General features: G+C 54.2%; 18 protein-coding genes. 11 read left to right on the top strand and 7 right to left on the bottom strand.

The annotated features are described in order from the left end of the window. Window positions 1-35: 35 nt before the first annotated feature. On the top strand, window positions 36-1,790 hold the full coding sequence (ggt, locus tag LGV68_RS18435; protein ID WP_252535832.1) for a gamma-glutamyltransferase: 1,755 nt from the start codon (window positions 36-38) through the stop codon (window positions 1,788-1,790). Window positions 1,791-2,507: 717 nt separating this feature from the next. Here the strand turns inward: ggt and uvrD are convergent. After that, window positions 2,508-4,682: a DNA helicase II gene (uvrD, locus tag LGV68_RS18430; protein WP_020332525.1), complete on the bottom strand. Its 2,175-nt coding sequence runs from the start codon at window positions 4,680-4,682 to the stop codon at window positions 2,508-2,510. A gap of 317 nt (window positions 4,683-4,999) precedes the next feature. On the opposite strand from uvrD, the gene LGV68_RS18425 reads away from it, so the two are divergent. The 4 genes from LGV68_RS18425 to LGV68_RS18410 all read left to right on the top strand — a co-directional run bounded on the left by LGV68_RS18425 (window position 5,000) and on the right by LGV68_RS18410 (window position 7,440). After that, window positions 5,000-5,260 carry a DUF2282 domain-containing protein gene (locus LGV68_RS18425; protein WP_252535829.1) on the top strand — a complete coding sequence of 87 codons (261 nt, stop codon included), beginning with the start codon at window positions 5,000-5,002 and terminating at the stop codon, window positions 5,258-5,260. A gap of 78 nt (window positions 5,261-5,338) precedes the next feature. Then, window positions 5,339-6,202: a DUF692 domain-containing protein gene (locus LGV68_RS18420; protein ID WP_222741193.1), complete on the top strand. Its 864-nt coding sequence runs from the start codon at window positions 5,339-5,341 to the stop codon at window positions 6,200-6,202. Next, window positions 6,199-6,966 (top strand): DNA-binding domain-containing protein, encoded by a 768-nt coding sequence (locus tag LGV68_RS18415; protein ID WP_222741194.1) that lies wholly within the window; start codon window positions 6,199-6,201, stop codon window positions 6,964-6,966. Before LGV68_RS18420 ends, LGV68_RS18415 begins: the two co-directional genes overlap by 4 nt. A gap of 27 nt (window positions 6,967-6,993) precedes the next feature. Continuing rightward, window positions 6,994-7,440 carry a DoxX family protein gene (locus tag LGV68_RS18410; protein WP_233971421.1) on the top strand — a complete coding sequence of 149 codons (447 nt, stop codon included), beginning with the start codon at window positions 6,994-6,996 and terminating at the stop codon, window positions 7,438-7,440. On the opposite strand, the gene LGV68_RS18405 is transcribed toward LGV68_RS18410, so the two are convergent. Both LGV68_RS18405 and prlC read right to left on the bottom strand, forming a co-directional pair. Further along, entirely contained in the window at window positions 7,424-7,654 is a 231-nt protein-coding gene (locus LGV68_RS18405; RefSeq protein WP_020332520.1) for a hypothetical protein, read from the bottom strand. The two genes, LGV68_RS18410 and LGV68_RS18405, sit on opposite strands and share 17 nt — an antisense overlap. Before the next feature lie 115 nt (window positions 7,655-7,769). Then, complete coding sequence (prlC, locus tag LGV68_RS18400) at window positions 7,770-9,812, bottom strand: oligopeptidase A (RefSeq protein WP_252535828.1); 2,043 nt, start codon at window positions 9,810-9,812, stop codon at window positions 7,770-7,772. Between the two features lie 279 nt (window positions 9,813-10,091). Between prlC and LGV68_RS18395 the strand changes: the two genes are divergently transcribed. The 6 genes from LGV68_RS18395 to LGV68_RS18370 all read left to right on the top strand — a co-directional run bounded on the left by LGV68_RS18395 (window position 10,092) and on the right by LGV68_RS18370 (window position 19,649). Continuing rightward, window positions 10,092-10,931 carry a 23S rRNA (adenine(2030)-N(6))-methyltransferase RlmJ gene (locus tag LGV68_RS18395; protein WP_038130126.1) on the top strand — a complete coding sequence of 280 codons (840 nt, stop codon included), beginning with the start codon at window positions 10,092-10,094 and terminating at the stop codon, window positions 10,929-10,931. Between the two features lie 145 nt (window positions 10,932-11,076). Then, window positions 11,077-12,432 (top strand): glutathione-disulfide reductase, encoded by a 1,356-nt coding sequence (gene gorA, locus LGV68_RS18390; protein WP_055453355.1) that lies wholly within the window; start codon window positions 11,077-11,079, stop codon window positions 12,430-12,432. Between the two features lie 168 nt (window positions 12,433-12,600). After that, window positions 12,601-13,023 carry a MarR family transcriptional regulator gene (locus LGV68_RS18385; RefSeq protein WP_222737115.1) on the top strand — a complete coding sequence of 141 codons (423 nt, stop codon included), beginning with the start codon at window positions 12,601-12,603 and terminating at the stop codon, window positions 13,021-13,023. 16 nt (window positions 13,024-13,039) lie between these two features. Further along, window positions 13,040-14,944: an FUSC family protein gene (locus LGV68_RS18380; protein WP_222749993.1), complete on the top strand. Its 1,905-nt coding sequence runs from the start codon at window positions 13,040-13,042 to the stop codon at window positions 14,942-14,944. A 421-nt stretch (window positions 14,945-15,365) separates the two neighbouring features. After that, entirely contained in the window at window positions 15,366-16,517 is a 1,152-nt protein-coding gene (locus tag LGV68_RS18375; protein ID WP_020332514.1) for an efflux RND transporter periplasmic adaptor subunit, read from the top strand. Between the two features lie 3 nt (window positions 16,518-16,520). Then, window positions 16,521-19,649: an efflux RND transporter permease subunit gene (locus LGV68_RS18370; RefSeq protein WP_020332513.1), complete on the top strand. Its 3,129-nt coding sequence runs from the start codon at window positions 16,521-16,523 to the stop codon at window positions 19,647-19,649. Window positions 19,650-19,715: 66 nt separating this feature from the next. Here the strand turns inward: LGV68_RS18370 and LGV68_RS18365 are convergent, their stop codons facing one another. The 4 genes from LGV68_RS18365 to LGV68_RS18350 all read right to left on the bottom strand — a co-directional run bounded on the left by LGV68_RS18365 (window position 19,716) and on the right by LGV68_RS18350 (window position 24,455). Further along, window positions 19,716-20,678, bottom strand: a complete 963-nt coding sequence (locus tag LGV68_RS18365) for an SPOR domain-containing protein (protein WP_158125567.1) — start codon at window positions 20,676-20,678, stop codon at window positions 19,716-19,718. 125 nt (window positions 20,679-20,803) lie between these two features. After that, window positions 20,804-21,742: an ABC transporter permease gene (locus LGV68_RS18360; protein ID WP_020332740.1), complete on the bottom strand. Its 939-nt coding sequence runs from the start codon at window positions 21,740-21,742 to the stop codon at window positions 20,804-20,806. Window positions 21,743-21,744: 2 nt separating this feature from the next. Further along, window positions 21,745-22,722, bottom strand: coding sequence for an ABC transporter permease (locus tag LGV68_RS18355; RefSeq protein WP_004728362.1), 978 nt, complete (start codon window positions 22,720-22,722; stop codon window positions 21,745-21,747). A 176-nt stretch (window positions 22,723-22,898) separates the two neighbouring features. Continuing rightward, complete coding sequence (locus LGV68_RS18350) at window positions 22,899-24,455, bottom strand: ABC transporter substrate-binding protein (RefSeq protein ID WP_020332739.1); 1,557 nt, start codon at window positions 24,453-24,455, stop codon at window positions 22,899-22,901. Window positions 24,456-24,465 lie beyond the last annotated feature (10 nt).

Genomic DNA, 24,465 nt, shown 5'->3' with positions numbered 1-24,465 from the left:
CTCTGAATGTTGACCATTACAACAAGGAGAAGAGTATGCAGTGGACTCTCGCAACGCTCGCTACGTCAGGGCTGATATTTTCTTTCGCCGCGCAAGCCGCACCGAATCAAGTCACCGACGCGATTGCACCTGAGCAAAGCAGCGGACTGGCAAGCAAACAACTGGTGAAATCCCAGAACTGGATGGTGACCGCAGCCAACCCGCTCGCCGCCGAAGCGGGCGCGCAAATTCTGCGCGATGGCGGCAATGCCATCGACGCCATGGTGACGGTGCAGCTGATGCTGGGTTTGGTCGAACCGCAGTCGTCCGGCATTGGCGGTGGCGCCTTCCTAGTATATTGGGACGCCAAGCAAAAGGCGCTCACGACCTTTGATGGCCGCGAAACCGCGCCGATCGATGCGACGCCGCAGCTGTTTCTCGACAGCGCCGGCCAGCCGCTGAAATTTTACGATGCCGTGGTCGGTGGCCGCTCCGTCGGCACGCCGGGCACTGTCAAACTGCTGTGGGAAACCCATCGTCTGTACGGCAAAATGGCCTGGGCGCGCCTGATTGAGCCGGTAGTCAAACTGGCACAAGAGGGGTTTGAAGTCAGCCCGCGCCTTGCCACGCTGATTGCCGACGATCAGCAGCGTTTGAGCCGTATCCCCGCCACCAAAGCCTATTTCTTTCAGCCCGACGGCTCGCCGCTGACCGCAGGCTCCGTGCTGAAAAACCCCGAGTACGCCGCCACGCTGAGCGCCATCGCCCAGCGCGGTGACAAAGCGTTCTATCAGGGCGAAATCGCCGAAGACATCGTCCACACGGTTCAGACCGCGATGGGCAATCCGGGTGTGCTGGCGCAGCATGATTTCGATGCGTACCAAATCAAACAACGTGCAGCCGTGTGCGCGCCGTATCAAAGCTATCAGGTGTGTGGCATGGGGCCGCCAAGCTCCGGCGCCCTGACCGTCGGCCAGATTCTGGCACTGACCGAGCAATATGACCTCAAAGGCTGGGGCGCCAGCAGCGCCAAATCGTGGCAGGTGATTGGCGATGCCTCACGCCTGGCGTTTGCCGACCGCGGCTTGTACATGGCCGATCAGGATTATGTGCCGATGCCAACGCAAGGACTGCTCGACAGCGGGTATCTGGCGCAGCGCGCCAAGCTGATTCAGCCGGGCAAAGCCCTGACCAGCGCCGAAGCCGGCACGCCACCTTGGCAACATGCGATGCTGCAAAGCCCCGATCAGTCCATCGAACTGCCGTCCACCAGCCATTTCAACATCGTCGACCGTGACGGTAACGTGGTGTCCATCACCACCACCATCGAAAACGCGTTCGGCTCTCGTCTGTTTGTACGCGGCTTTTTGCTCAACAACGAACTGACCGATTTCTCCTTTGCGACCCACGATAACGGCCGCCCAATAGCCAACCGTCTGGAGCCGGGCAAGCGGCCGCGTTCTTCGATGGCCCCCACGATTGTGCTGCACAACGAGCAACCTTACTTAGCCATCGGTTCACCGGGTGGCAGCCGCATCATCGGCTATGTGGCGCAGGCGTTGATTGCCCATCTGCAATGGGGCATGGACATTCAGAGCGCGATTGACCAGCCACATGTGCTCAACCGCTTTGGTGAAACCGATGTCGAACAGGGCACCCAAGCGGAGCAGCTCAAACCGGAACTGGAGAAGATGGGCGTGAAAGTCGCCGTGCGCGATCTCAACTCCGGCTTGCACGCGATTCGCATCACAGCGCAAGGTCTGGAAGGCGCGGCGGATCCTCGTCGTGAAGGGGTCGCGATCGGCGAGTGATCCTTGCGTAATCGATCGCCCCACCGCTTTGTAAGAGATCTCGCACAAAGCGGTGGGGTAATCTCGCTTTTTATCTGGCAAAAAGGACAACAACAAACCGTAAGTGGTTGTTTTTAAATAAACTCAATGTATTAGAGCAAAATAAATCGCTACGTAATCGATTTCCTCACATTGCCCCACAGAGCGAAATCCGTAAGATGAATCGTGTCGGAAGGATGCTGACACGGAACAGGAAATCACTACGGATTGGTGATCTTCAGGAAGAAGATACGGTTATTCAGGATGAATGATCGGCAAGGATAGCAAACAGGACATTGAACGGACTCAATCGTTACCAGGAAGGCGACGACAAGGGAATGACAATGGACTCCTCTGGACGAGGCAAGGACTCAGCATCAGGATGATGCCAAGGACACCGCTCAGGGAACAAGTGATGAGAGCTAACCAGGATAGTTAGCAGATCAGGAAGATCAAGGACACCGCTAGGATGGCGATGAACGGATTACGCTGACGGATACAGCATACTTATCAAGGAATAGATGCAGGGAGCACCTATTAGTAGCCGGATTGCTGCGAGTAAGACTATAACCCCGAAGGGCTTTGGCCCCTCGGGGTTTTTCTTTTGCTATCGCTCAAAAATGGCGTGTTATCCGTCGTCGGCGGCGGACATAAAAAACCCGGTACACTGACCGGGTTCTTCGTGACTCATCCGTCGGGTCAGACTTTTTCCAGCTTGGCGTAAGCCGTCACCAACCACTTGATGCCTTCGCCATTAAAGGCGACCTGCACCCGGCTTTGCGGACCGCTGCCTTCAAAGTTAATGATGGTGCCTTCACCAAATTTCGGATGCTGCACACGTGAGCCGAGTGTAAAGCCAGTTTCGTTGAAGTTCTCTTTCACCGCGCTCTGGCTGAAACGGCCGCTGCTGGCCGGACGGCTGACTTGCGCTTTCATGCGCACTTCATCAAGGCAGGTTTCCGGCAACTCGCGAATAAAGCGCGATGGCTTGTGGTATTTGTCCTGTCCGTACAGACGGCGCATTTCCGCATAGGTGATGTACAGCTTCTGCATCGCACGGGTCATACCCACGTAGCACAGACGGCGCTCCTCTTCGAGACGCCCCGCTTCTTCGGCCGACATCTGGCTGGGGAACATGCCCTCTTCCACGCCCACCATAAACACCAGCGGAAACTCCAGACCTTTCGCACTGTGCAGCGTCATCAGCTGCACGGCATCGTCGAATTCATCCGCTTGCCCTTCACCCGCTTCCAGTGCCGCATGGGTCAAAAACGCGGTCAGCATGGTCATTTCGTCCGCTTCTTCCGGCTTTTCAAACTGGCGGGTCGCAGTGACCAGCTCTTCCAAGTTTTCAATCCGCGCTTTGGACTTCTCGCCTTTTTCCTGCTGGTACATATCAAACAGACCCGAAGTCTTGATCACATGGTCGGTTTGGCTATGGAGCGGCATCTCGGCGCTGTCATCTTCCAGCGCGTTGATCAGTTCAACAAAACGGCTCAGTGCCGAGGCCGCGCGGCCCGTCAGCACTTTTTCGTCCAGTAGCTGCACACTGGCTTCCCACAAGGTGCAGCCGCGATCGCGCGCCGCAAAGCGCACGGTATCCAGCGTCTTATCGCCCAGACCACGGGTGGGCGTGTTGACCACGCGCTCAAAGGCGGTGTCGTCGTTGCGGTTGTTCATCAGGCGCAGATAGCTCAGCGCATCTTTGATTTCCTGACGTTCGAAGAAGCGCATGCCGCCATAAATGCGGTACGCCAATCCGGTTTGCAGCAGGGCTTCTTCCAGTACCCGCGACTGGGCGTTGTTGCGGTACAAAATCGCGCAGTCATTAAGAATGCCGCCTTTGTCCTGCCACTCTTTGATTTTGCCCACCACAAAACGCGCTTCATCCAGCTCGTTGTACGCCGAGTAGACCGAAATCGGCTCGCCGACGTTGCCGTCGGTCCACAGCTCTTTGCCCATGCGTTCGGTATTGTTAGCGATCAGGGTGTTGGACGCTTCGAGAATGGTTTTGGTCGAGCGGTAGTTCTGCTCAAGGCGAATGGTGTTCACACTCGGAAATTCCAAGGTGAATTTCTCGATGTTTTCCACTTTCGCCCCGCGCCAGCCGTAAATCGACTGGTCGTCATCGCCCACGATCATCACGTGCGACTGCGGCCCCGCCATCATGCGCAGCCACGCGTATTGAATGTTGTTGGTGTCCTGAAATTCGTCGACCAGAATGTGCTTAAAGCGCGCCTGATAATGTTCGCGAATGTGTTTGTTGTCGCGCAGCAGCTCGAGCGCGCGCAGCAGAATTTCGGCGAAATCGACCAGACCCGCGCGGTCACAGGCATCCTGATACGCGGTGTAGAGTTGCAGGTACGTCTGAGTCACCGGATCGCGATAAGCGTCGATGTGCGCCGGGCGCAACCCTTCGTCTTTCTTGCCGTTAATCCACCACGACACCTGACGCGCAGGCCACTGTTTGTCGTCCAGATTCTGCGCTTTGATCAGACGTTTCAGCAGACGCTGCTGGTCATCGCTGTCGATGATCTGAAAATCTTCCGGCAGTTTGGCATCAAGATAATGGGCGCGCAGAATACGGTGGCAGATGCCATGGAACGTACCGTTCCACATCCCGGACGAACTGCCCATCATCAGTTCTTCAATACGGCCGCGCATTTCCGCCGCCGCTTTGTTGGTAAAGGTCACGGACATGATGGAGAACGGCGAGGCCTGTTCAACCGACATCAGCCAAGCGATGCGGTGCACCAGCACCCGGGTTTTGCCACTACCGGCCCCTGCCAGCACCAACAGGTTTTCAAGCGGTGCCGCTACCGCTTCGCGTTGTTTGTCGTTTAAACCGTCAAGTAAAAGAGAGGGATCGATCATGGCTTAGCTACTGGTTATTTATACATAATTTGAACGATTATACCCCTAAACGCAGCGAGACCCAAGCGAGCGAAATTTCCCTCGGATTTCCCCTCTCCTCGCACAAAACTTCTGCTCTCAGGTAAAAAATATCAAAAATTTTCCCAGATTAAATTGTTCGATAAATCATCACCTTAATTATAAATTTCATCAATATTTCACTTTTCCCTATTTTCGTTGTGAAAGTTTTCTGCGCGCCTGCCTCTCTTTTTGGGTAAGCAAGCCACAACAACGGCCTGCGACAATAACGACCAAGGAACAGTCTCGAGGAAATGAAGATGAAAAAATCAAACCTAGCAGTCACAGCAGCAATCACTGGCCTACTGGCAATGGGCGGCACTCTGTTGACCGCAGCGCCAGTCGCCGCCGCAGAGAAAGAAAAATGCTACGGCGTGGCGAAAGCGGGCAAAAATGACTGCGCGACCAAAACCAGCTCCTGCGCAGGCACGTCAAAAATGGATCATCAGAAAGATGCGTTTGTCGTGGTACCAAAAGGTCTGTGCGACAAACTGGCTGGCGGCAGCACCATGGACAAGTAACCGCACTCTGCGACTTGAGTGCGCGGCGCTGGCGGCGCACTCGATTTCTCTCCCTGACCCCGCGATAAGGACACGCCCATGCACTCAACGCACTCTCACCCTCAGGTCGGCGTGGGGTTACGCAGCCCACACATGAGTCATTTTCTCAGCCAACCGACCCCGTTGAACTGGCTGGAAATTCACAGTGAAAACTATTTTCAGCCTCACGCCCCGGCCAGGCGCGATTTGCGCCGCCTGCGTGAACGCTACGACATCAGCTGCCACGGCATCGGCTTATCACTCGGTTCGGTGGCGGCGGTCAATACGCAACATCTGGCGCAGCTCAAAACGTTAGTCGATGACATCGACCCCATCCTGATTTCCGATCACCTCAGCTGGAGCGAAAACGGCGGCCACTATTTTAACGACCTGCTGCCACTGCCCTACACCGAAGAGGCGCTGGCGGTGTTCTGCCGCAATGTCGATCAGGTGCAACACGCACTGGGTCGCCCGCTGCTGATTGAGAACCCGTCCAGCTACCTGCGTTTTTCCCACTCAACCATTCCGGAGTGGGAGTTTTTGCGCGCGGTGCAACAGCGCACCGATTGCCGTTTGCTGCTCGATCTCAACAACGTGCATGTGTCCGCGTTTAACCATGGCTTTGACAGCCAGACATACCTTGATGCCATTCCCGCCAGTGCAGTGGAGGAAATTCATCTCGCGGGTTACTCCGTCAAAACGCTGCCGCAGGGCGAAATCTGGATTGATACGCACAGCCGACCGGTGAGCGATGCGGTGTGGCAACTGTTTGAACGCTGGTGTCGTCAACACGGCACGCGCCGTACCCTGATTGAGTGGGATCTGGATATTCCAGCGCCTGAAGTCCTGCTGGGCGAAGCGCACCAAGCGGCCGCACGCCTGCATGCGATTGATGCCGAGCGCGGCATAAGGAGAGCCTCATGACGCTGGCGCAATTGCAGGCGCAGTTTGCCCGCGGCCTCAACTATCAGGCGGGCGGCGACGAATGCGCGATTATCGCGGACGGCTTAAGCGCCGATGAGCGACTGCAGATTTATCGCAACAACCGTGTGATCAGCCTGAGCGAAGTGCTCGAAGCCACCTATCCGATGCTGCTGGCGGTGCTGGGCAACGAGTGTTTTGCCGCGCTGGCACGCGAATACGTGCTGTCGCATCCGCTGACCCGTGGTGATGTCAGCCACTATGGCGAAGGGTTTGCGGCGGTGATTGAACGCGCGCAGCCCGTGATGCAGGCCGCGCCGTATGCCGCGGCACTGGCGCGGTTTGAATGGGCGCTTGACCACGTGCAGCAACAATACGCACAGGCACCGCGCAATGAATATCAGCCACTCAGCACGCTGAGTCAGGTCGCGCCGGAACAGCAGCCACAACTGGTGTTTGAGTTAGTGCCGTGGGCCGCACCATTTTGCGCGCCGTTTGCGCTGTTTGATTTGCAGCGTGCGATTCGGGATGACGACTTTAGCCAGCTCACTTTAAATGCGCTTCAGTCGGGGATCATCGCCTGCACTGCCGATGGCGAGCCGTGGACACAAGCGCTGGATGAGCCGACTTATCAGTTGTTGCTGGCGATGCATCATCGCGCGCCGTTGGGGCAGATTCATCCGGATGCACTGGCGGCGTTGCCCGCCATCATGGCGATGGAGATTGTCGCCGGCTTTCGTGTAGCCGCCCCCAATACCCACGATTAAATTAAGGAGCCCGACATGTCTGACTTCATGCACCGTTATCAAGCCCTGTGCCATTGGCTGCAACGCGACTTCGCCAGCCTGGTTTTACTGCTGTGCCGCGTCTGGGCTGGCTGGGTGTTCTGGCAATCAGGGCTGAGTAAAATCGCCAACTGGGACAGTACGCTGTACTTGTTTGAACTGGAATATCAGGTCCCGCTGCTACCGTGGCAGCTTGCCGCGTATCTGGCAACCGGCGCCGAACTGGCGCTGCCGCTGCTGTTGATGCCGGGGCTTTTCGGTCGACTCAGCGCACTGGCCCTGTTTGCGGTCAATACGATGGCGGTGGTGTCGTATCCGCTGTTGTGGCAACAAGGATTTACCGACCACCAGCTGTGGGGATTAATGTTATTGATGGTGTTCGTGTGGGGGCCGGGCAATCTGTCGCTGGATAACTGGCTGAGCCGCAAGTGGCAGCGCGTTATTCTGCAGAATTGAGATCGTCTTTCACCGAGTTAACCGCATCGCGCGTCGCATGCCCAATCGCTTTGGTGGTGTCGCGCGTGGCATGGCCAATGGCTGTCGCCGCATCACGGGTCGCGTGACCGACGTCGGTGCCTGCCTGTTTCATTTCGGCACAGCCCGCCATCGTCAGTAACGCACTGACCGATAACGTTTGAATCCACAACTTAGCGCGTTTTGTCGTTTGCATGGCGAATCTCCAACTAATCCATAGGGTCGCGTAATATCGCTTACTGTAACAAATAACCCCGCTCAATGGAGCGGGGTTATTGTCATGCTTTGGTTAACTGCGCCAAGAGCGCGACTCAGGCCGCAATGCCGGCGTGGCGCAGCAGCGCATCGATCTGCGGTTCACGGCCGCGGAAGCGTTTGAACAGCTCCATCGGCTCTTCGCTGCCGCCCATTTCAAGAATGTTATTGAGGAAGCTCAAACCCGTTTCGCGGTTAAAGATACCCTCTTCTTCAAATCGAGAGAACGCATCGGCCGACAACACTTCAGCCCACAGGTAGCTATAGTAACCCGCGCTGTAGCCGCCAGCAAAAATATGGCTGAAGCTGTGCGAGAAACGATTCCATTCCAGGCTTGGCAGCACCGCCACTTTCTTCTTCACGTCGGCGAGCGTTTCCAGCACTTTCGGGCCTTGTTCCGGATCGTATGTAGTGTGCAGGGTGAAATCGAACAAGCCGAATTCCAATTGACGCAGAATAAACATTGCAGACTGGAAGTTCTTCGCAGCCAGCATTTTTTCCAGCATCGCTTTTGGCAGCGGTTCACCGGTTTCGTAGTGACCGGAGATAAACGCCAGCGCCTCTTCTTCCCAGCACCAGTTTTCCAGGAACTGACTTGGCAGCTCGACAGCATCCCACGGCACACCGTTGATGCCAGACACCGAACCCACCTCAACTTGCGTCAACATGTGGTGAATGCCGTGGCCGGTTTCATGGAACAGAGTGACCACTTCATCATGGGTAAACAGCGCCGGTTTGTTGCCCACCGGACGGTTGAAGTTACAGGTCAGGTACGCGACCGGCGTTTGCAGCTCGCCTTCGCCATTAATGCGACGCACGCGGCACTCATCCATCCACGCGCCGCCACGTTTGTGCTCACGGGCATACAAATCGAGGTAGAAGCTGCCACGCAGTGTGCCTTCGCTGTCGAAAATATCGAAGAAACGCACCGATTCGTGCCAGGTATCAACACCTTGACGCTCTTTCACTTCCATACCGAATACGCGATTGAGTACTTCAAACAGGCCATTCACCACTTTGTGTTCCGGGAAGTAAGGGCGCAGTTCTTCGTCTGAAATATCAAACAGATGCTGCTTTTGTTTTTCACTGTAGTACGCGATATCCCACAGGTTCAGCGCCGTCACGCCAAACTCTTGCTCGGCGAACTGGCGCAGCTCTTCCACTTCGCGCTCGCCCTGCGGCTTGGCTTTGGCGGCGAGGTTGTTCAAAAAGCCCAGTACCTGCTCTGGCGATTCGGCCATTTTGGTCGCCAGCGATTTTTCGCTGTAGGTGTTGAAACCGAGCATGCGCGAGATTTCGTGGCGCAGTTTCAACTGCTCGGCAATGATTTCGCTGTTGTCCCATTTCCCGGCATTCGGACCGCGATCCGAGGCGCGGGTCACATACGCTTCGTACAGTTCCTGACGCAGCGCCTGGTTGTCACAGTAAGTCATCACTGGCAGGTACGACGGAATGTCAAGCGTCAGCAGGTAACCTTCCAGCCCTTTGGCCTCTGCCGCTGCTTGCGCGGCCGCCAGCGCCGATTCCGGCATGCCTGACAGCTCACTCACGTCCGTGACGTGTTTGGTCCAGCCCATGGTGGCATCAAGCACGTTGTTGGAGAATTTCGAGCCCAGCTCCGACATGCGTTTGCTGATTTCGCCGTAGCGTTTTTGCTCTGCCGCTGGCAGGCCGATGCCCGACAACTCGAAATCACGCAGGCCGTCGGTGATGGTTTTCTGCTGCGCGCGGCTCAATGTGGCAAACGCTTTGCTGGCTTTGATTGCTTTGTAGGCCTCAAACAGCCCTTTGTGCTGACCGACCCACGTGCTGTATTCCGACAAAATCGGCAGGCAGCTTTCGTAGGCATCACGCAGCTCATCGCTGTTCATCACCGAGTTCATATGGCTGACCGGCGACCAGATACGGCTTAAGCGATCATCCACTTCTTCAATCGGCGCAATCACGCTCTCCCAGCTCGGCTCGGCGTTGCCTACCAGCACCGCATCAATGCGCGCGCGGCAATCTTCAATCGCCTTCTCAACCGCTGACTTGACGTGTTCCGGTTTAATCGCAGAAAACGGTGGCAAATCCGTAAAGGTAAGAAGTGGATTAGACATATAACGTTCCTTTTAATAAAAGAGAGTACGTGACGAACCATCACGATACCTGAAGTCATGGATGCTGGCGCAACGCGGCAGCCGGCGCGGCTAAGCACCTAAAATAATTCGATGATTTGCTGAGCGTACGTTATCAATAAGTCACTACGCCAGCAAAGAAGGATATGGCTATTACGTTAATAGATATAGTCAGGTTCAGCAATTTTCAATACTGGCGTATAATCGGGCGAACTGTTTTTTGAACTGACCAGCACCTGGTTTCGGGTGAGAGAGCGCAATTTGTTAAGTTACCGACACAGTTTCCATGCCGGAAACCACGCAGATGTGGTGAAACACATCGTACAGAGCCTGATCCTGTCTTCCCTGCAGCAGAAAGACAAACCCTTTGTCTACCACGACACGCACTCGGGTGTCGGACGCTATGATCTGACCCACGAATGGTCAGAAAAAACCGGTGAATACAAGCAAGGCATCGCCCGCCTGTGGCAGCAAACCGAGGTTCCGGAAGACATTCACAGCTACCTCGATGCAATCAAAGCGCTCAACGACGATGGCGAGCTGCGTTACTACCCGGGTTCACCGCGTGTAGCGCGTGCGCATCTGCGCAGCCATGATCGCATGGTGCTGACGGAGCTGCATCCGAGCGATTACCCGCTGCTGGAGCAGGAGTTTCACCGCGATCGTCAGGTGGCGATTTTCAAAGAAGACGGGTTTGCCCGTCTGAAAGGCAGCCTGCCGCCGAAAGAACGCCGTGGTCTGGTGCTGATTGACCCACCGTATGAGCTCGCCAAAGAGTATCGTGATGTGGTACAGGCGATCGCGCAAAGCTACAAACGTTGGGCGACCGGCATTTACGCCATCTGGTATCCGGTGGTTAACCGCTGTGACATCGATGACATGATTGAAGGCCTGCAAGGTCTGGGCATTCGCAAAATCTTACAAATTGAACTCGGCGTGTCACCCGACACCAACGAGCGCGGCATGACCGCCTCTGGCATGATTGTCATCAACCCGCCGTGGAAACTGGAAAGCCAGATGCAGAGCATACTGCCGTTCCTGAAAGAAGCAATTGCGCCGGCCACTGGTCACTATAAAGTGGAATGGATTGTTCCTGAATAAGGTCGCGACCGCTCAAAATTACTCAGCGACTGAGGATTGCAATTTGGCAATCCACCCCCAACTAACCTAGATTAGGTCGTTGGATACATGCATAACAGAGGCTTGGTGCGGACCTGTTCGCGATGAGCCCAAATTGGAGAAAGTAATGGCAACACATTTTGACTATATCTGTATCGGTGGCGGCAGCGGCGGTATCGCCTCAGCCAACCGTGCAGCCATGTACGGCGCCAAAGTCGCCCTGATTGAAGCCAAAGATCTTGGCGGTACCTGTGTGAACGTCGGCTGTGTGCCGAAGAAAGTGATGTGGCACGGCGCTCAGGTAGCAGAAGCGATGAACCTGTACGCGGCAGATTACGGTTTTGATGTGGACGTGAAACACTTCGACTGGGCCAAACTGGTGGAAAGCCGTCAGGCGTACATCGGTCGTATTCACCAGTCTTACGATCGCGTGCTGGGCAACAACAAAGTGGAAGTGATTCGCGGCTTTGCCAAATTTGTCGATGCAAAAACCGTGGAGGTAAATGGTGAGCACTACACCGCCGATCACATTCTGATCGCCGTTGGTGGCCGCCCAACCATTCCCAACATTCCGGGTGCCGAATTCGGTATCGACTCCAACGGTTTCTTTGAACTAAACGCGCAGCCAAAACGTGTCGCGGTCGTCGGCGCGGGTTACATCGCGGTGGAAATCGCGGGCGTACTCAACGCACTGGGCACCGAAACGCACCTGTTCTGCCGTAAAGAGTCGCCACTGCGCAGCTTTGATCCGATGATCATCGACACGTTAGTGGAAGTGATGGCGGCAGAAGGCCCGCAACTGCACACCCACAGCGTGCCAAAAGAAGTGGTCAAGGAAGCCGATGGCAGCCTGACCCTGCATCTGGAAAACGGCGAAAGCTGCAATGTCGATACTCTGATTTGGGCCATTGGCCGTCACCCAGCGACCGACGCGATTAACCTCGCGGCGACGGGTGTGGAAACTAACGCGCAAGGCTACATCAAAGTGGATGCTTACCAAGCCACCAATGTTAGCGGCATTTACTGTGTCGGCGATATCATGGAAGGCGGCATCGAACTGACGCCTGTGGCCGTGAAAGCAGGTCGTCAGCTGTCTGAGCGCCTGTTTAACAACAAGCCGGATGCGAAAATGGATTACGATCTGGTGCCGACCGTGGTGTTCAGCCACCCGCCAATCGGCACCATCGGCCTGACGGAAACCGACGCGATCGCGAAATTCGGCGCAGACAACGTGAAAGTGTACCAATCGGGCTTTACGGCCATGTACACCGCAGTGACTCAGCACCGTCAGCCATGCAAAATGAAGCTGGTGTGCGCAGGACCAGAAGAAACCGTGGTTGGTCTGCACGGCATCGGTTTTGCGGTGGATGAGATGATTCAAGGCTTTGGCGTCGCGATGAAAATGGGCGCCACCAAAGCCGATTTCGACTCTGTCGTCGCGATTCACCCAACGGGCAGCGAAGAATTCGTTACCATGCGTTAATGCATTAAGCATTCATTTGGCGTGGCGTACGCCAAGAGATATCAAAGCCCTGCACTTGCTGCGGGGCTTTTTTATGCCTGCTGTTTGGCGTTCTGGTTAAATCGCGCGTTGATTCTGCTCGACTTTCCCCATATAGTTTGAATTCAAACTATATCAATCAGAACTATTATGTCCCGACAAAAATTTGGAATTCAGTTTTCTATTGCCGCCCGTCTGTGGCGCCGTCATCTCGATCAACGCCTTGCGCATGCAGGCATCAAAGACATCAGTTGGGCACCATTGCTGCACCTGGATGAGTTTGGTGATGGTATCAGCCAAAAAGATTTAGCGGCATCAGTCGGCATGGAAGGCTCAACCCTAGTACGCTTATTAGATACGCTGGAGCAGAAAGGGCAGATTGAACGTCAGGCGGATAGTCATGATCGCCGGGCAAAACGCATTTATCTGACTGACGCCGGGCGCGAACAAGTAGGCGCGCTGCGTGCAGAGCTGCTGCAGATAGAAACGGAGATGTTGGCGGATGTGTCCGATGAGCAGATTGACGTGATGCTGGAAGTACTCGACGGACTGATCACCAAATTCAAGCATTGATTGCTGAGGGCAAATCATGAAAGCTCAACTTGCAAATCTGGGACTCGATTCCGGACGTCTTGCCTTTGCACTGCGCACTGCGCTGGCATCGTGTCTGGCACTTTTTATCGGCTGGAAGCTTGGTCTGGAGCATCCGCAATGGGCAGCGATGTCTGTATGGGCGGCGTCGCAACCGGGGCGCGGTATGCTGTTGGAAAAAAGCCTGTTCCGTTTTGTCGGTACCGTGATTGGCACCCTGGCCGGGGTTGCGCTGGTGTACCTGGCGGGTGACAACATTCTGCTGCTGGCTCTCGGCTTATCGTTGTGGGTCGGGTTGTGCGCCGGTGCGGGCAATGTGATTCATGGTTTGTTCAGTTACGCGACGCTGTTGTCTGGCTACTCGGCCTCGCTGGTGGCGCTGCTCGGTACCGCCAATCAGACCAACATGCTTGAGCTCGGCATGGACCGCCTGCTCACGGTACTGACGGGCGTTATCATCGCTCTGCTGGTCGGCCTGATGTTTGCCCGTAAAAGTGATGAAGATGCATTGGTGTGGCGGGTGCGAACCCTGACTATCTCCGTTCTGCAAGCGCTATTGCAGCACGCGCGTCAGCAGCCGTTCTCGCAACCACTGGAGCACCTGATGCTCGAAGCCGCGCAGATCGAAGAAGCGCTGGAACCGCACAGTGCCGGTTCGCTGCGCTCAAGACGTTCGGTGCAGTCGCTGCGTTCGGTGGTGTTTTCTCTGATCTCGATCCTGACCTGGCTGACCCATCAACGCACCCGGATTGACGGCGAGGAATTCGTGACTCAAATCCAGCAGGCGATCAATGTGCATGAACTCCAATCCCCGCTCGAACAGGTCGTGACACATTTAAAACTGGCGAATGAAGCGTGTGATGATCTGACGCTGTCGCAAGCCCTGACCGAACTGGGCCAAGCGTTAAGCGGACGTCACACATTTCGTGAACGCGGTAAACTCGACAACTATTCGGTCAGCGGTAATGTGGTGCTGCACCGCGATTGGGTCGGCGCCAGTCAGGCGATGTACCGCACCACCAGCTTAATGGTCATGCTCGGCCTTGGCTGGGCGTTATCAGGCTCGCCGGTTGGCGCGTACGTATTGCTGGGAGCATCGGTGATGGTGACGCTGTTTTCCACTTTTGAAAATCCAGCGCTGATTATGACCCACATTTTCTGGTGGCAGCTGGTCGGCGCGGCCGCCAACCTGATTTGTCAGTTGTGGCTATGGCCGCTGGCCGCCAACGAGTGGCAGATGCTGCTGATGATGGTTCCGTTTATTCTGCTGGGCGTGGTGCCATTTGGTCACCGTCGCCTCAGCTCCGGTTCGATGGATTATTTCATGATCTTTCTGCTGCTTTCTCATCCGCAGCAACCTTACAGCGCGGACAGCACCCATGCCATCGTGATGGCTCTGGCAGTGGTGGCAGGTCCGATGCTGGCGCTGCTGGCGTTCAAACTGATTTTCCCGACCAATCTGGTGCGCCGGCAGCAGCTGCTCATGGAAGCGATGTGGCATGCTCTGCCGAGCCTGATTCAACACGGCACGCCGTTTAATTTCTGGCAGGCGCGCATGAAACACCGGGTTCTAAAGCTGATCGCGATGACACGCAAAAACGGCCTCAACTGGGCAGAACACAGTGAGACCGGGCTGACTCTGGTGCTGCTCGGCCAGTGCCTGCATCATTGGCAACAAATCGCCAGCCATAGCACCAGTGAATACCACCAGCAACGCCATCAGGTGTGGTTAAAGCGGCTGCAACATGCGCTGAATCAGTCGCCGCAGGCTACCATTGAACTGCTGCACCGTTATGCGCGCCAGGAGCAACAGCGCACTCCGCAACCCAGCCTGATGGCTGAACGCGCTGCGCTGCGCCTGAGTGAGTATCTACCCCGATGGCAACGGCTCAAACGTCGCTGAGCGCTTCTCTCCCAAGCGGCTCTTGCCTACAAAGAGCCGCTTTCCTCCTTTTAGATCACCCTTTTCTAAGAATGAGAAAAATGCCAGAGAACAAAAATGCACATGCATCAAAGTGCATTCAGTGCGACAATCATTCGCTCAAAATGGTCGCAAAGTAGACACCCAAAATTAATTGTCCGTTTGTATAGTAAAATTTACTTGTCCATTTGTGCAATAAATGACAGAGTTCTGTCAGCAGCCAATTCATTACGATTCTTAACCCGTTGTTAACTGTGGTTACATTATCTTGTCGAGAGGCATTGCGATTTTTTAGCATTCTCACAAAGACATTTAAGCCTGTGAATCTGAGTGGTGGGTTGTACGTATACCAGAATGGATCACTGAGTTTAATGCGTTCGAAGTGGTAAAGGAGAGAGAGATTATGGGCGACGGTAAAGCCTTTTCTAAACAATGGCTAACCGCAATTGTTGCCGCAGTTGCGCTTGCTGGATGTCAGCCAGAAGCCACACCACAAGCCGCCAGTAACGGCGCGCCGCCGCCAGTTGCGGTGGATGTGGTCAAGATTAACACCCAACCCGTTGAAGTCACCAGCACACTGCCGGGCCGTACCAGTGCATACCGCATTGCCGAAGTACGTCCGCAAGTGAGCGGTATTGTCACCAACCGCCTGTTTGTTGAAGGCAGCATGGTGAACAAGGGCGATGTTCTGTTTGAACTCGATCCTTCAACCTACAAAGCGGCGCTGGCCAGTGCCAAAGCCAACTTAGCCAAATCAGAAGCAACTCTGGCTCAGGCTGAATTCCAGGCGAAGCGTTACCGTGAACTGGTGGCGAAGAAGTCTGTCAGCCAACAGGATTACGAAGATGCACAGGCGAGCTACAAAGAGGCGCTAGCGTCGGTAGAAGCATCAAAAGCCAACGTGAACTCTGCGCAAATCAACTTAGGTTACACCAAAATTGCCGCGCCGATTTCAGGTCGCATTGGCCGTACGCTGATCACCGAAGGTGCGCTGGTTACCGCTAACCAAACTGATGCGCTGGCCACCATTCAGCAATTGGATCCGCTGTATGTTGACCTGTCTCAGCCAAGTAATGAACTGCTGAAGCTGCGCCAGTCAGCGGGTAAAGGCAATCAAGAGCTGAGTGGTATTGAGCTGTTCCTGGATGACGGTACGCCGATTGAACAGCGTGCGACGCTGCAATTTGCTGAAGTATCGGTGAACGAGAAAACCGGTACGGTGAATGTGCGCGCAACCATTCCAAACCCGGATCAGTTCCTGTTACCAGGTCTTTATGTGCGTGCCTCGGTTCCGACTGAACACCGCGATGACGGTATTCTGATCCCTCAATCTGCAGTCAGCCGCGACGCGCGTGGTCAGGCTTCGGTCCTGATCGTTAACGATCAGAACCAGGTTGAGAGCCGCAACATTGTTGCAAATCGCACGATTGGCAATCAATGGCTGGTGGACTCAGGTCTGAACGCGGGTGAACAAGTGATTGTAAAAGGTCTGCAGAAAGTTCGTGCGGGCAGCAATGTCACTCCTAACGTCCTGGAAGCTTCTAAGGAACAATAAGACATGGCTCGATTTTTCATAGATCGCCCCATCTTTGCGTGGGTGATCGCCATTATCATCATGCTAGCGGGCGTGTTGTCGATCATGACACTGCCTGTCTCGCAATACCCGGATATCGCGCCGCCTTCGGTGTCGATTTCGGGTTCATACCCAGGTGCCTCTGCGGAAACGGTGGAAAACAGCGTAACCCAGACCATCGAGCAGAACATGAACGGTATCGACAACCTGCTTTACATGTCGGCGACCAGTGACTCTGCGGGTAACTTCAGCATCATGCTGACCTTTGAATCAGGCACCGATCCGGACATCGCGCAGGTACAGGTACAGAACAAACTGTCTCTGGCCGAAGCGACACTACCAACTGAAGTGACTCAACAAGGGATTACCGTTGCGAAATCCTCGACCTCATTCCTGATGGTGGTCGGCTTTATTTCCAGCGATGGCAGCATGGACAACACCGAAATCGCGGACTTCATGGTATCGCAGGTCAAAGACCCGCTCAGCCGAGTTCAGGGTGTCGGTGAAGTGCAGGTGTTTGGTGCTCAGCACGCAATGCGTATCTGGCTGGATCCGAACAAACTGAACAACTATCAGTTAACGCCGGCGCAGGTTAAATCGGCCATCAGCGCGCAGAACACACAGGTTTCTGTGGGTCAGTTGGGGGCAACACCGTCTCTGCAAGGTCAGCAGCTTAACGCCACGATTACCGCGCAAAGCCGCTTCACCACCGTGAAAGAATTTGAAAACATTCTGCTCAAAGTGGACACCGACGGCGCGCAAATTCGTCTGAAAGATGTCGCTCGTGTTGAACTGGGTGCAGAAGACTATCAAGCCGTCGCGCTGTACAACGGTAAATACGCATCGGGTATCGCGGTTAAACTGGCGACGGGTGCCAACGCTCTGGAAACCGCAACCGCGGTGAAAGCGCGTCTGGCAGAACTGCAGCCAATGTTCCCGGCGAACATTGAAGTGGTTTACCCATACGACACCACCCCATTCGTCAAAATCTCGATTGAAGAAGTGGTACATACGCTGTTTGAAGCGATCGTACTGGTCTTCCTGGTGATGTACCTGTTCCTGCAAAACTTCCGTGCGACCCTGATTCCAACCATCGCAGTCCCTGTGGTTCTGTTGGGTACATTCGGGGTTATGGCGGCGTTTGGCTTCTCGATCAACACCCTGACGATGTTTGGTCTGGTGCTCGCCATCGGCCTTCTGGTTGACGATGCCATCGTTGTGGTGGAAAACGTTGAGCGGGTGATGAGCGAAGATGGCCTGTCGCCACGTGAAGCCACCCGTAAGTCGATGAGTCAGATCACCGGCGCGCTGGTTGGTATCGCAATGGTACTGAGTGCGGTATTCATTCCGATGGCGTTCTTCGGTGGCGCGGCGGGTGCGATTTATCGTCAGTTCTCGCTCACCATTGTCTCGTCCATGGTGCTGTCGGTACTGGTGGCCATGATTCTGACGCCAGCGCTGTGTGCGACCCTGCTTAAGCCAATCAAAAAAGGCGAAGATCACCACGTTCATCGCGGCCCGCTGGCTTGGTTTAACAAATGGTTCGACCGCAGTACGCAAGGCTATCAGAACACGGTAAACCGCGGCGTCAATCAGCGTATTCGTTACATGCTGGTGTATGCGGCGATCGTCGGCGTTCTGGCGACCTTGTGGACGCGTCTGCCAACCTCATTCGTGCCAGAAGAAGATCAGGGTATTTTCCTGTCTATCGTTCAATTGCCGGTCGGTTCGACGCAAGAACAGACTCTGCAAGTGATGGATAAAGTGCGTAAGCACTTCCTCGAAGATGAAAAAGACGCAGTAGAATCGGTCTTTACCGTCGCGGGCTTCAGCTTCGCGGGTCAAGGTCAGAACATGGGTATGGCGTTCGTTCGCCTTAAAGACTGGAGCGAACGGACCAATCCAGCGCTGTCGGTCAGCGCCGTCGTCGGCCGCTCTTACCCTGCGTTTGCACCGATCAAAGAAGCGCAAATCTTCTCGTTTAACGTCCCTGCGATTCAAGGCCTGGGTAGTGCGAGTGGTTTCGATGCGTATCTGACCGACAACGGTAACCTTGGCCACGAGCAGCTGATTGCCGCGCGTAACCAGTTACTGGGTATGGCAGCCAGCAACCCGAACCTGACATCCGTGCGTCCGAACGGTATGGAAGATACGCCGCAATTCCGCATCAACATCGACTACGAAAAAGCGATGGCGATGGGTGTGTCGGTATCTGACATCAACTCTACCCTATCAACGGCACTGGGTTCGAGCTACGTCAATGACTTCATCGACAACGGTCGTGTGAAGAAAGTGTACGTGCAGGCCGATGCGCCGTACCGTATGAATCCGGATGACTTAAAGCTGTGGCATGTGGCGAACTCGGATGGCGATATGGTGCCGTTTGATGCGTTTGCAACCACCGAGTGGACATTTGGCTCACCACGTCTGGAACGTTTCAACGGGGTGTCGGCGGTCAACATTCAGGGTTCTGCGGCGCCAGGTAAGAGTACCGGTGAAGCGATGCAAGCGATTCGCGATATCGTTGCTCAGCTGCCACAAGGTATTGGCCTGGAGTGGACTGGCGCGTCCTATCAGGAAATTGAATCAGGTTCTCAGGCTCCGCTGTTGTATGCGCTGTCGATTCTGATCGTCTTCCTCAGCCTGGCAGCTCTGTACGAAAGCTGGAGTGTACCGTTCTCCATCATCCTGGTGGTTCCGCTGGGTGTATTCGGGGCGATTGCCGCGGCTACTGTTAAAGCGCTGTCGAACGACATCTACTTCCAGGTGGGTCTGTTGACGACCATTGGTTTGTCGGCGAAGAACGCCATCCTGATCGTCGAGTTCGCCAAAGACCTGTATGACGAAGGGATGGATCTGGTCAAAGCGACCGTAGAAGCATGTCGTATGCGTCTGCGTCCGATCATGATGACCTCGTTCGCGTTTATCCTTGGCGTACTGCCACTGGCACTGAGCACGGGTGCTGGTGCTGCCAGCCGTAACGCGATTGGTTGGGGTGTGGTCGGTGGTATGTTGGCCGCCACGATTCTGGCGATTTTCTTCGTACCAGTGTTCTTTGTGATGGTGATGAAACTGTTCCGCACTAAACCACATAAGATTCCAAAAGACGCCTAACCTGAACGCTCAGTACAAAAAAGCCCAGTGATTTCACTGGGCTTTTTTTATTTGACTGTTTTGCGGTTATTTAACGCACAACACATTCAGCAGCGACGTCCCTTTGAGGTTGGTAATCTTGCCGCTGGTAAACAATCCTTTTTTATTGAATCCCCAGTAAGGCAGATAGACCGGCCACTGTTCTTTTTCCATCACTTTGGAGCTGAGCAGCTGTTTCCACTCCTCTTCCGTCGCCAGGCGCATGCTTTGGCTGCGGCACAATTTCTCCGCATCGTCATAGCTGAGGCGGTTCCACGCCAGATTGTGCTCCATGTAAAACTGCACGTTATCCGCCATGGTGTAAGGCACCACATAGGTGAGACCATTCAATGCGGTCTGATGACGGATCACCACATCACCGCCTGAACTCGCGGCTTTCGGTGGCGTCTGTAGCGTTTTGCCAGTAGGTGCAGGTGCCGCAGGTTTGGTAACAGGCGCGGCAACGGGTGCCACTTTAACTGGTGTCGCTTTGACAACCTTTTCCGCTTTCGGCGCTGGTTTAGGGGCAGGCTTTTTCACTGGCGCAGCCACTCCGGCCGCCTCGCTGCCGTTCTTACGCACCTCACGAATAAACGCTTCTTTATAGCCCGGCACACTACGCACGCCAGCCAGGTCTTTCTTTGCTTGTGCGTAATCGGTGTACGGCCCAATCAGGCAACGCTGGCCTTTCTGTTCCGGCTTCATCCAGACGTCCGTTGAGATTTTCTGATACAGCACTTTGGCTTTATCGACCGGCAGTGGCTCCTTCAGCAAGCCACACTGAATCCAGAAATTCGAGTCTCTCTTTTTCGGGGCCGAGTTTCCCCACAAACCTTGCCCAATAGGGCAGGCTTTATCCAGCACAGGCAATTGATTACTCGACGCTTGTGTGGCATCGCATAGAAAGTCCTTGGCGTGCACCGGTAGTGAGAATAGCGGAACGGTACAGCAGGACAGACTTAATAGAACTCGATGGCTGATTTTAGGCATCACGACCACTCTCATATCCATAGTTATCCTATTCTTAGTGACAATGGTTACTGCTCAATGTTCAGCGATAGATGCAAAAAAAGAGCCGTAATCACTTACGACTCTTAGTTTAGGTAGGTTATGTGAACAAAATCAATCGACTCTGATCACCCTTTATAGATTTTCGGGTTAAATACATCACGCAACCAGTCGCCTAGCAGGTTAATCACCAGCACCAGCGTCACCAGTACGATACCCGGGAAGATGGTGATCCACCATGAACCGGAGAAGATGTAGTTAAAACCGATACTGATCAGCGATCCCAGTGACGGTTGGTCAACCGGCAAACCCAGACCAAGGAAAGAAAGTGCCGCTTCTGACATGATGGCATTTGCCACCTGTACGGTTGAAATCACCAGAATTGGCGACAGACAGTTTGGCAGAATGTGGCGGAACATGATGCGAGGCGATTTAAAGCCCATCACTCGTGCCGCTTCAACATACTCTTTCTTCTTCTCAGCCAATACCGATGCACGAATGGTACGCGCGTACTGCGGCCATTCCGCCACACCGATGATTACCACCAGCATAATCACCGCGTATTCGCTGTAAAATTCGCTACCAAAGCTGGCTTTAAAGATGGCAGAAACGATGATCGCGACCATCATGGTCGAGAACGACAGTTGCACATCGGCAAAACGCATCAGGAAGCTGTCGATACGGCCACCGAAGTAACCCGAAGACAGACCAATCACAATGCCGAGGAACAATTGCAGCGCCACAGCAAGGAAGCCGATGGTCAGCGACAAACGCGATCCGTAAAGAATCGTCGACAGAATATCGCGGCCTTGGTTGTCGGTACCCAGCAGGAAGCGGGCATCACCGTCAGCCATCCATGATGGTGGCAATTCAGAGTCCATGATGTCGATGGATGACAAATCATACGGGTTGGTCGGCGCCACCAGCGGCGACACCAGAGACAGTACCAGCACCACCATAAACACGGTAAAGCTGAACATCGCCACTTTGTCGCGCAGGAAGTAGTACAGAAAATCGGATTGTTTGAAACGCTCCCAACGTGAAGGAGCAGCAGCTACTTGACTCATGATTATGCTCCTTTACCAGTCAGGTTAACGGTTGGGTTGATCAGACCATACAACAGGTCAACGATAGTGTTGGTGACCACGAAGATCAGGCCGACGAAAATAACGTAAGCGGTGATCAGTGGCGTATCAACACGGTTGATCGCCTCAAGGAACAAGAAGCCCGTACCCGGCCATTGGAATACCGTCTCGGTCAGAATGGTGTACGCCACCATGGTACCGATTTGCACCCCGCCGACGGTCAACACTGGCAGCATGGTATTTTTCAGCGCGTGCTGGTAGTAAATCTTGTTCATTGGCAGACCTTTTGCAGTCGCGAACTTGATGTACTCCGAGCTCAACACTTCGAGCATTTCCGCTCGAACCAGACGGATGAACAGCGGCAGCATGATCGACGCCAGTGACACACACGGTAAAATCAGGTGCGCCAGACCATCAAGTGTAAAGTAGCCCGAATCCCAGCCCAGCCAGTTGGCGGTTTCACCCCGGCCGTAGGACGGTAGCCAGTTGAGTTCAATCGAGAACACATACATCAGCATAATGGCCGTCAGGAACACCGGGATCGAGATACCGATACTACTGCCCGCCATAATGAGTTTGGTAAAGAAGCTTTTCGGATGTATTGCCGAATACACCCCAAGCGGAATCGAACAGATAACAATGATTAACGAAGCACCGAACACCAGTTCCAGCGTCGCTACCAGTTTATCGAGGATCACTTCAACCGCAGGACGCTTGAAGAAGTAGGATGTGCCCAAATCACCGTGCACAGCAGCGGTAACAAAACGAGCGTATTTAGTAACGAAAGGATCGTTGAGGCCCAGCTCGTCACGCAGCGCTTGACGCTCTGCTTCCGAAACCGATTGACCGACAAGCTCACGCAGCGGATCGCCCAGGTTATCCTGAATGGCAAACGCCACCAAACTGATCACAAACATCACTATCAGTGCCTGAAACAGGCGCTTGACCAGAAACGAAAACATTCCTTGCCCCTTAACTTTCCATGACGAATTCACCGCGGGTCAACGCACCGCCAGTGAACTAACTTCAGTCTCAAAAATGGCACCTAACCCGACTGAAACAAAGTTAAGTACCAAAGCTTTAAACAGGCCTCCAGAACCGAAGCTCTGGAGGCCCTATTCACGAACGAAGAACGTGATTACTGTTTAACCACCAAGTCACCGAAGTATGGGAATTCCATCGGGTTGACGATTGGTTTGATATCCAGAGTTGATTTCGCGCCCCAAGCCAGGTTCTGCCAGTGTAGAGGAACGAACGCTGCGTCGTTGTACAGCGTCGCTTCAACTTTCTGCAGCATCTGTGCACGTTTCGCCGGATCGGTTTCTACGTTTGACGCTTCAACCAGCTTGTCGACTTCTGGGTTTGAGTAGTGACCACAGTTGTACTGACCTTTACCTGTCTCTTCGTTACGAGTCATAGTCAGGAATTCAGAGAAGTTCGCTGAATCTTCTGTGTCTGAGTGCCAGCCGATCATCAGCATGTCTGCCGCACATTTGTCGAACTCAGGCCAGTATTGCGCTTTAGGCATGGTTTTCAGGTCAACTTTGATGCCGATCTTAGACAGCATCGCAGAAGCAGCCTGTGCCACTTTCGCATCGTTCACGTAACGGTTGTTCGGTGCGATCATCGTTAGAGTGAAGCCTTTCTCGTAGCCCGCTTCCTTCATCAGCTCTTTCGCTTTCTTCAGATCGTAGCGAGGAACCAGCTCAGGGTTGTAACCTGCGTAGCCTTTAGGGCTTTGCTGGCCAGCTGCTGTCGCGAAACCTTTCATGATCTTGTCAACGATACCTTCGTTGTTGATCGCGTAAACGATCGCCTGACGAACGCGTACGTCTTTCAGCGCTTCGTTGCTAGACTGGTTCATTTGGAACGTGATGATACGAGTACCTGGCAGAGTCACCAGATCAACACCTTTCGCTTCTTCCACACGTTTGTGGTCGTTAGGAGCAACCGGTGCAATCATGTCTACGTCGCCAGACAGCAGCGCAGCAACGCGAGTCGCGTCTTCTTTGATTGGTACCAGAGTCAGGTGATCCACGTTACCTTTTGAATCTTTGTCCCAGTAATCTTTGAAACGTTCGAATTCAACTTTCACGCCTTGTTCACGCTGAGTCACGATGAACGGACCAGTACCTGAAATGTGCGTTGATGCGAACGAGTTACCGTGCTTAACGATTTCGCTCTTGTCTTTACCGTCTTCAGTCTTACCCGTGTAGAACTTGCTGTCCATTGGGAAGATGTAAGTAGCGGTTTGCAGAACCAGTGGGTATGCGCCTTTTGAAACCAGATCAACGGTGTTGTCATCAACTTTCACCATCTTCTCGTACGGTTCAAAGATCGCTTTGAAATCTGGAGAGTTCTGAAGACGTTGGAATGTCCATACCACGTCGTCAGCAGTCATTGTGTTACCTGAATGGAATTTCACACCTTCACGCAGGTGGAAACGAACGGTTTTGTCATCCAGACGTTCCCAGCTTTTTGCCAGGCGTGGTTCAAAATCCAGGTCTTGCGTGTAACGAACAAGTGGATCAAACACCATGTGAGACAGTTGCAGCGTGCCGCCTGACAGCTGCTCATGCGGGTCGAGAGACACTGGGTCTGCGTCGTAAGCCACTGTGATGTCTGCAGCACTTGCCGCAAAGCTCAAGCCAGCTGCCATTAAAGCCACTACTAGTTTGCTTTTCATGGTTTTCATTGCATAACTC

The sequence above is a fragment of the Vibrio sp. LQ2 genome, assembly GCF_023920125.1.
Lineage (GTDB): Bacteria > Pseudomonadota > Gammaproteobacteria > Enterobacterales > Vibrionaceae > Vibrio > Vibrio fluvialis.
Note: the sequence above shows the minus strand (reverse complement) of the source record. Positions and strands in the feature narration are given on the sequence as shown.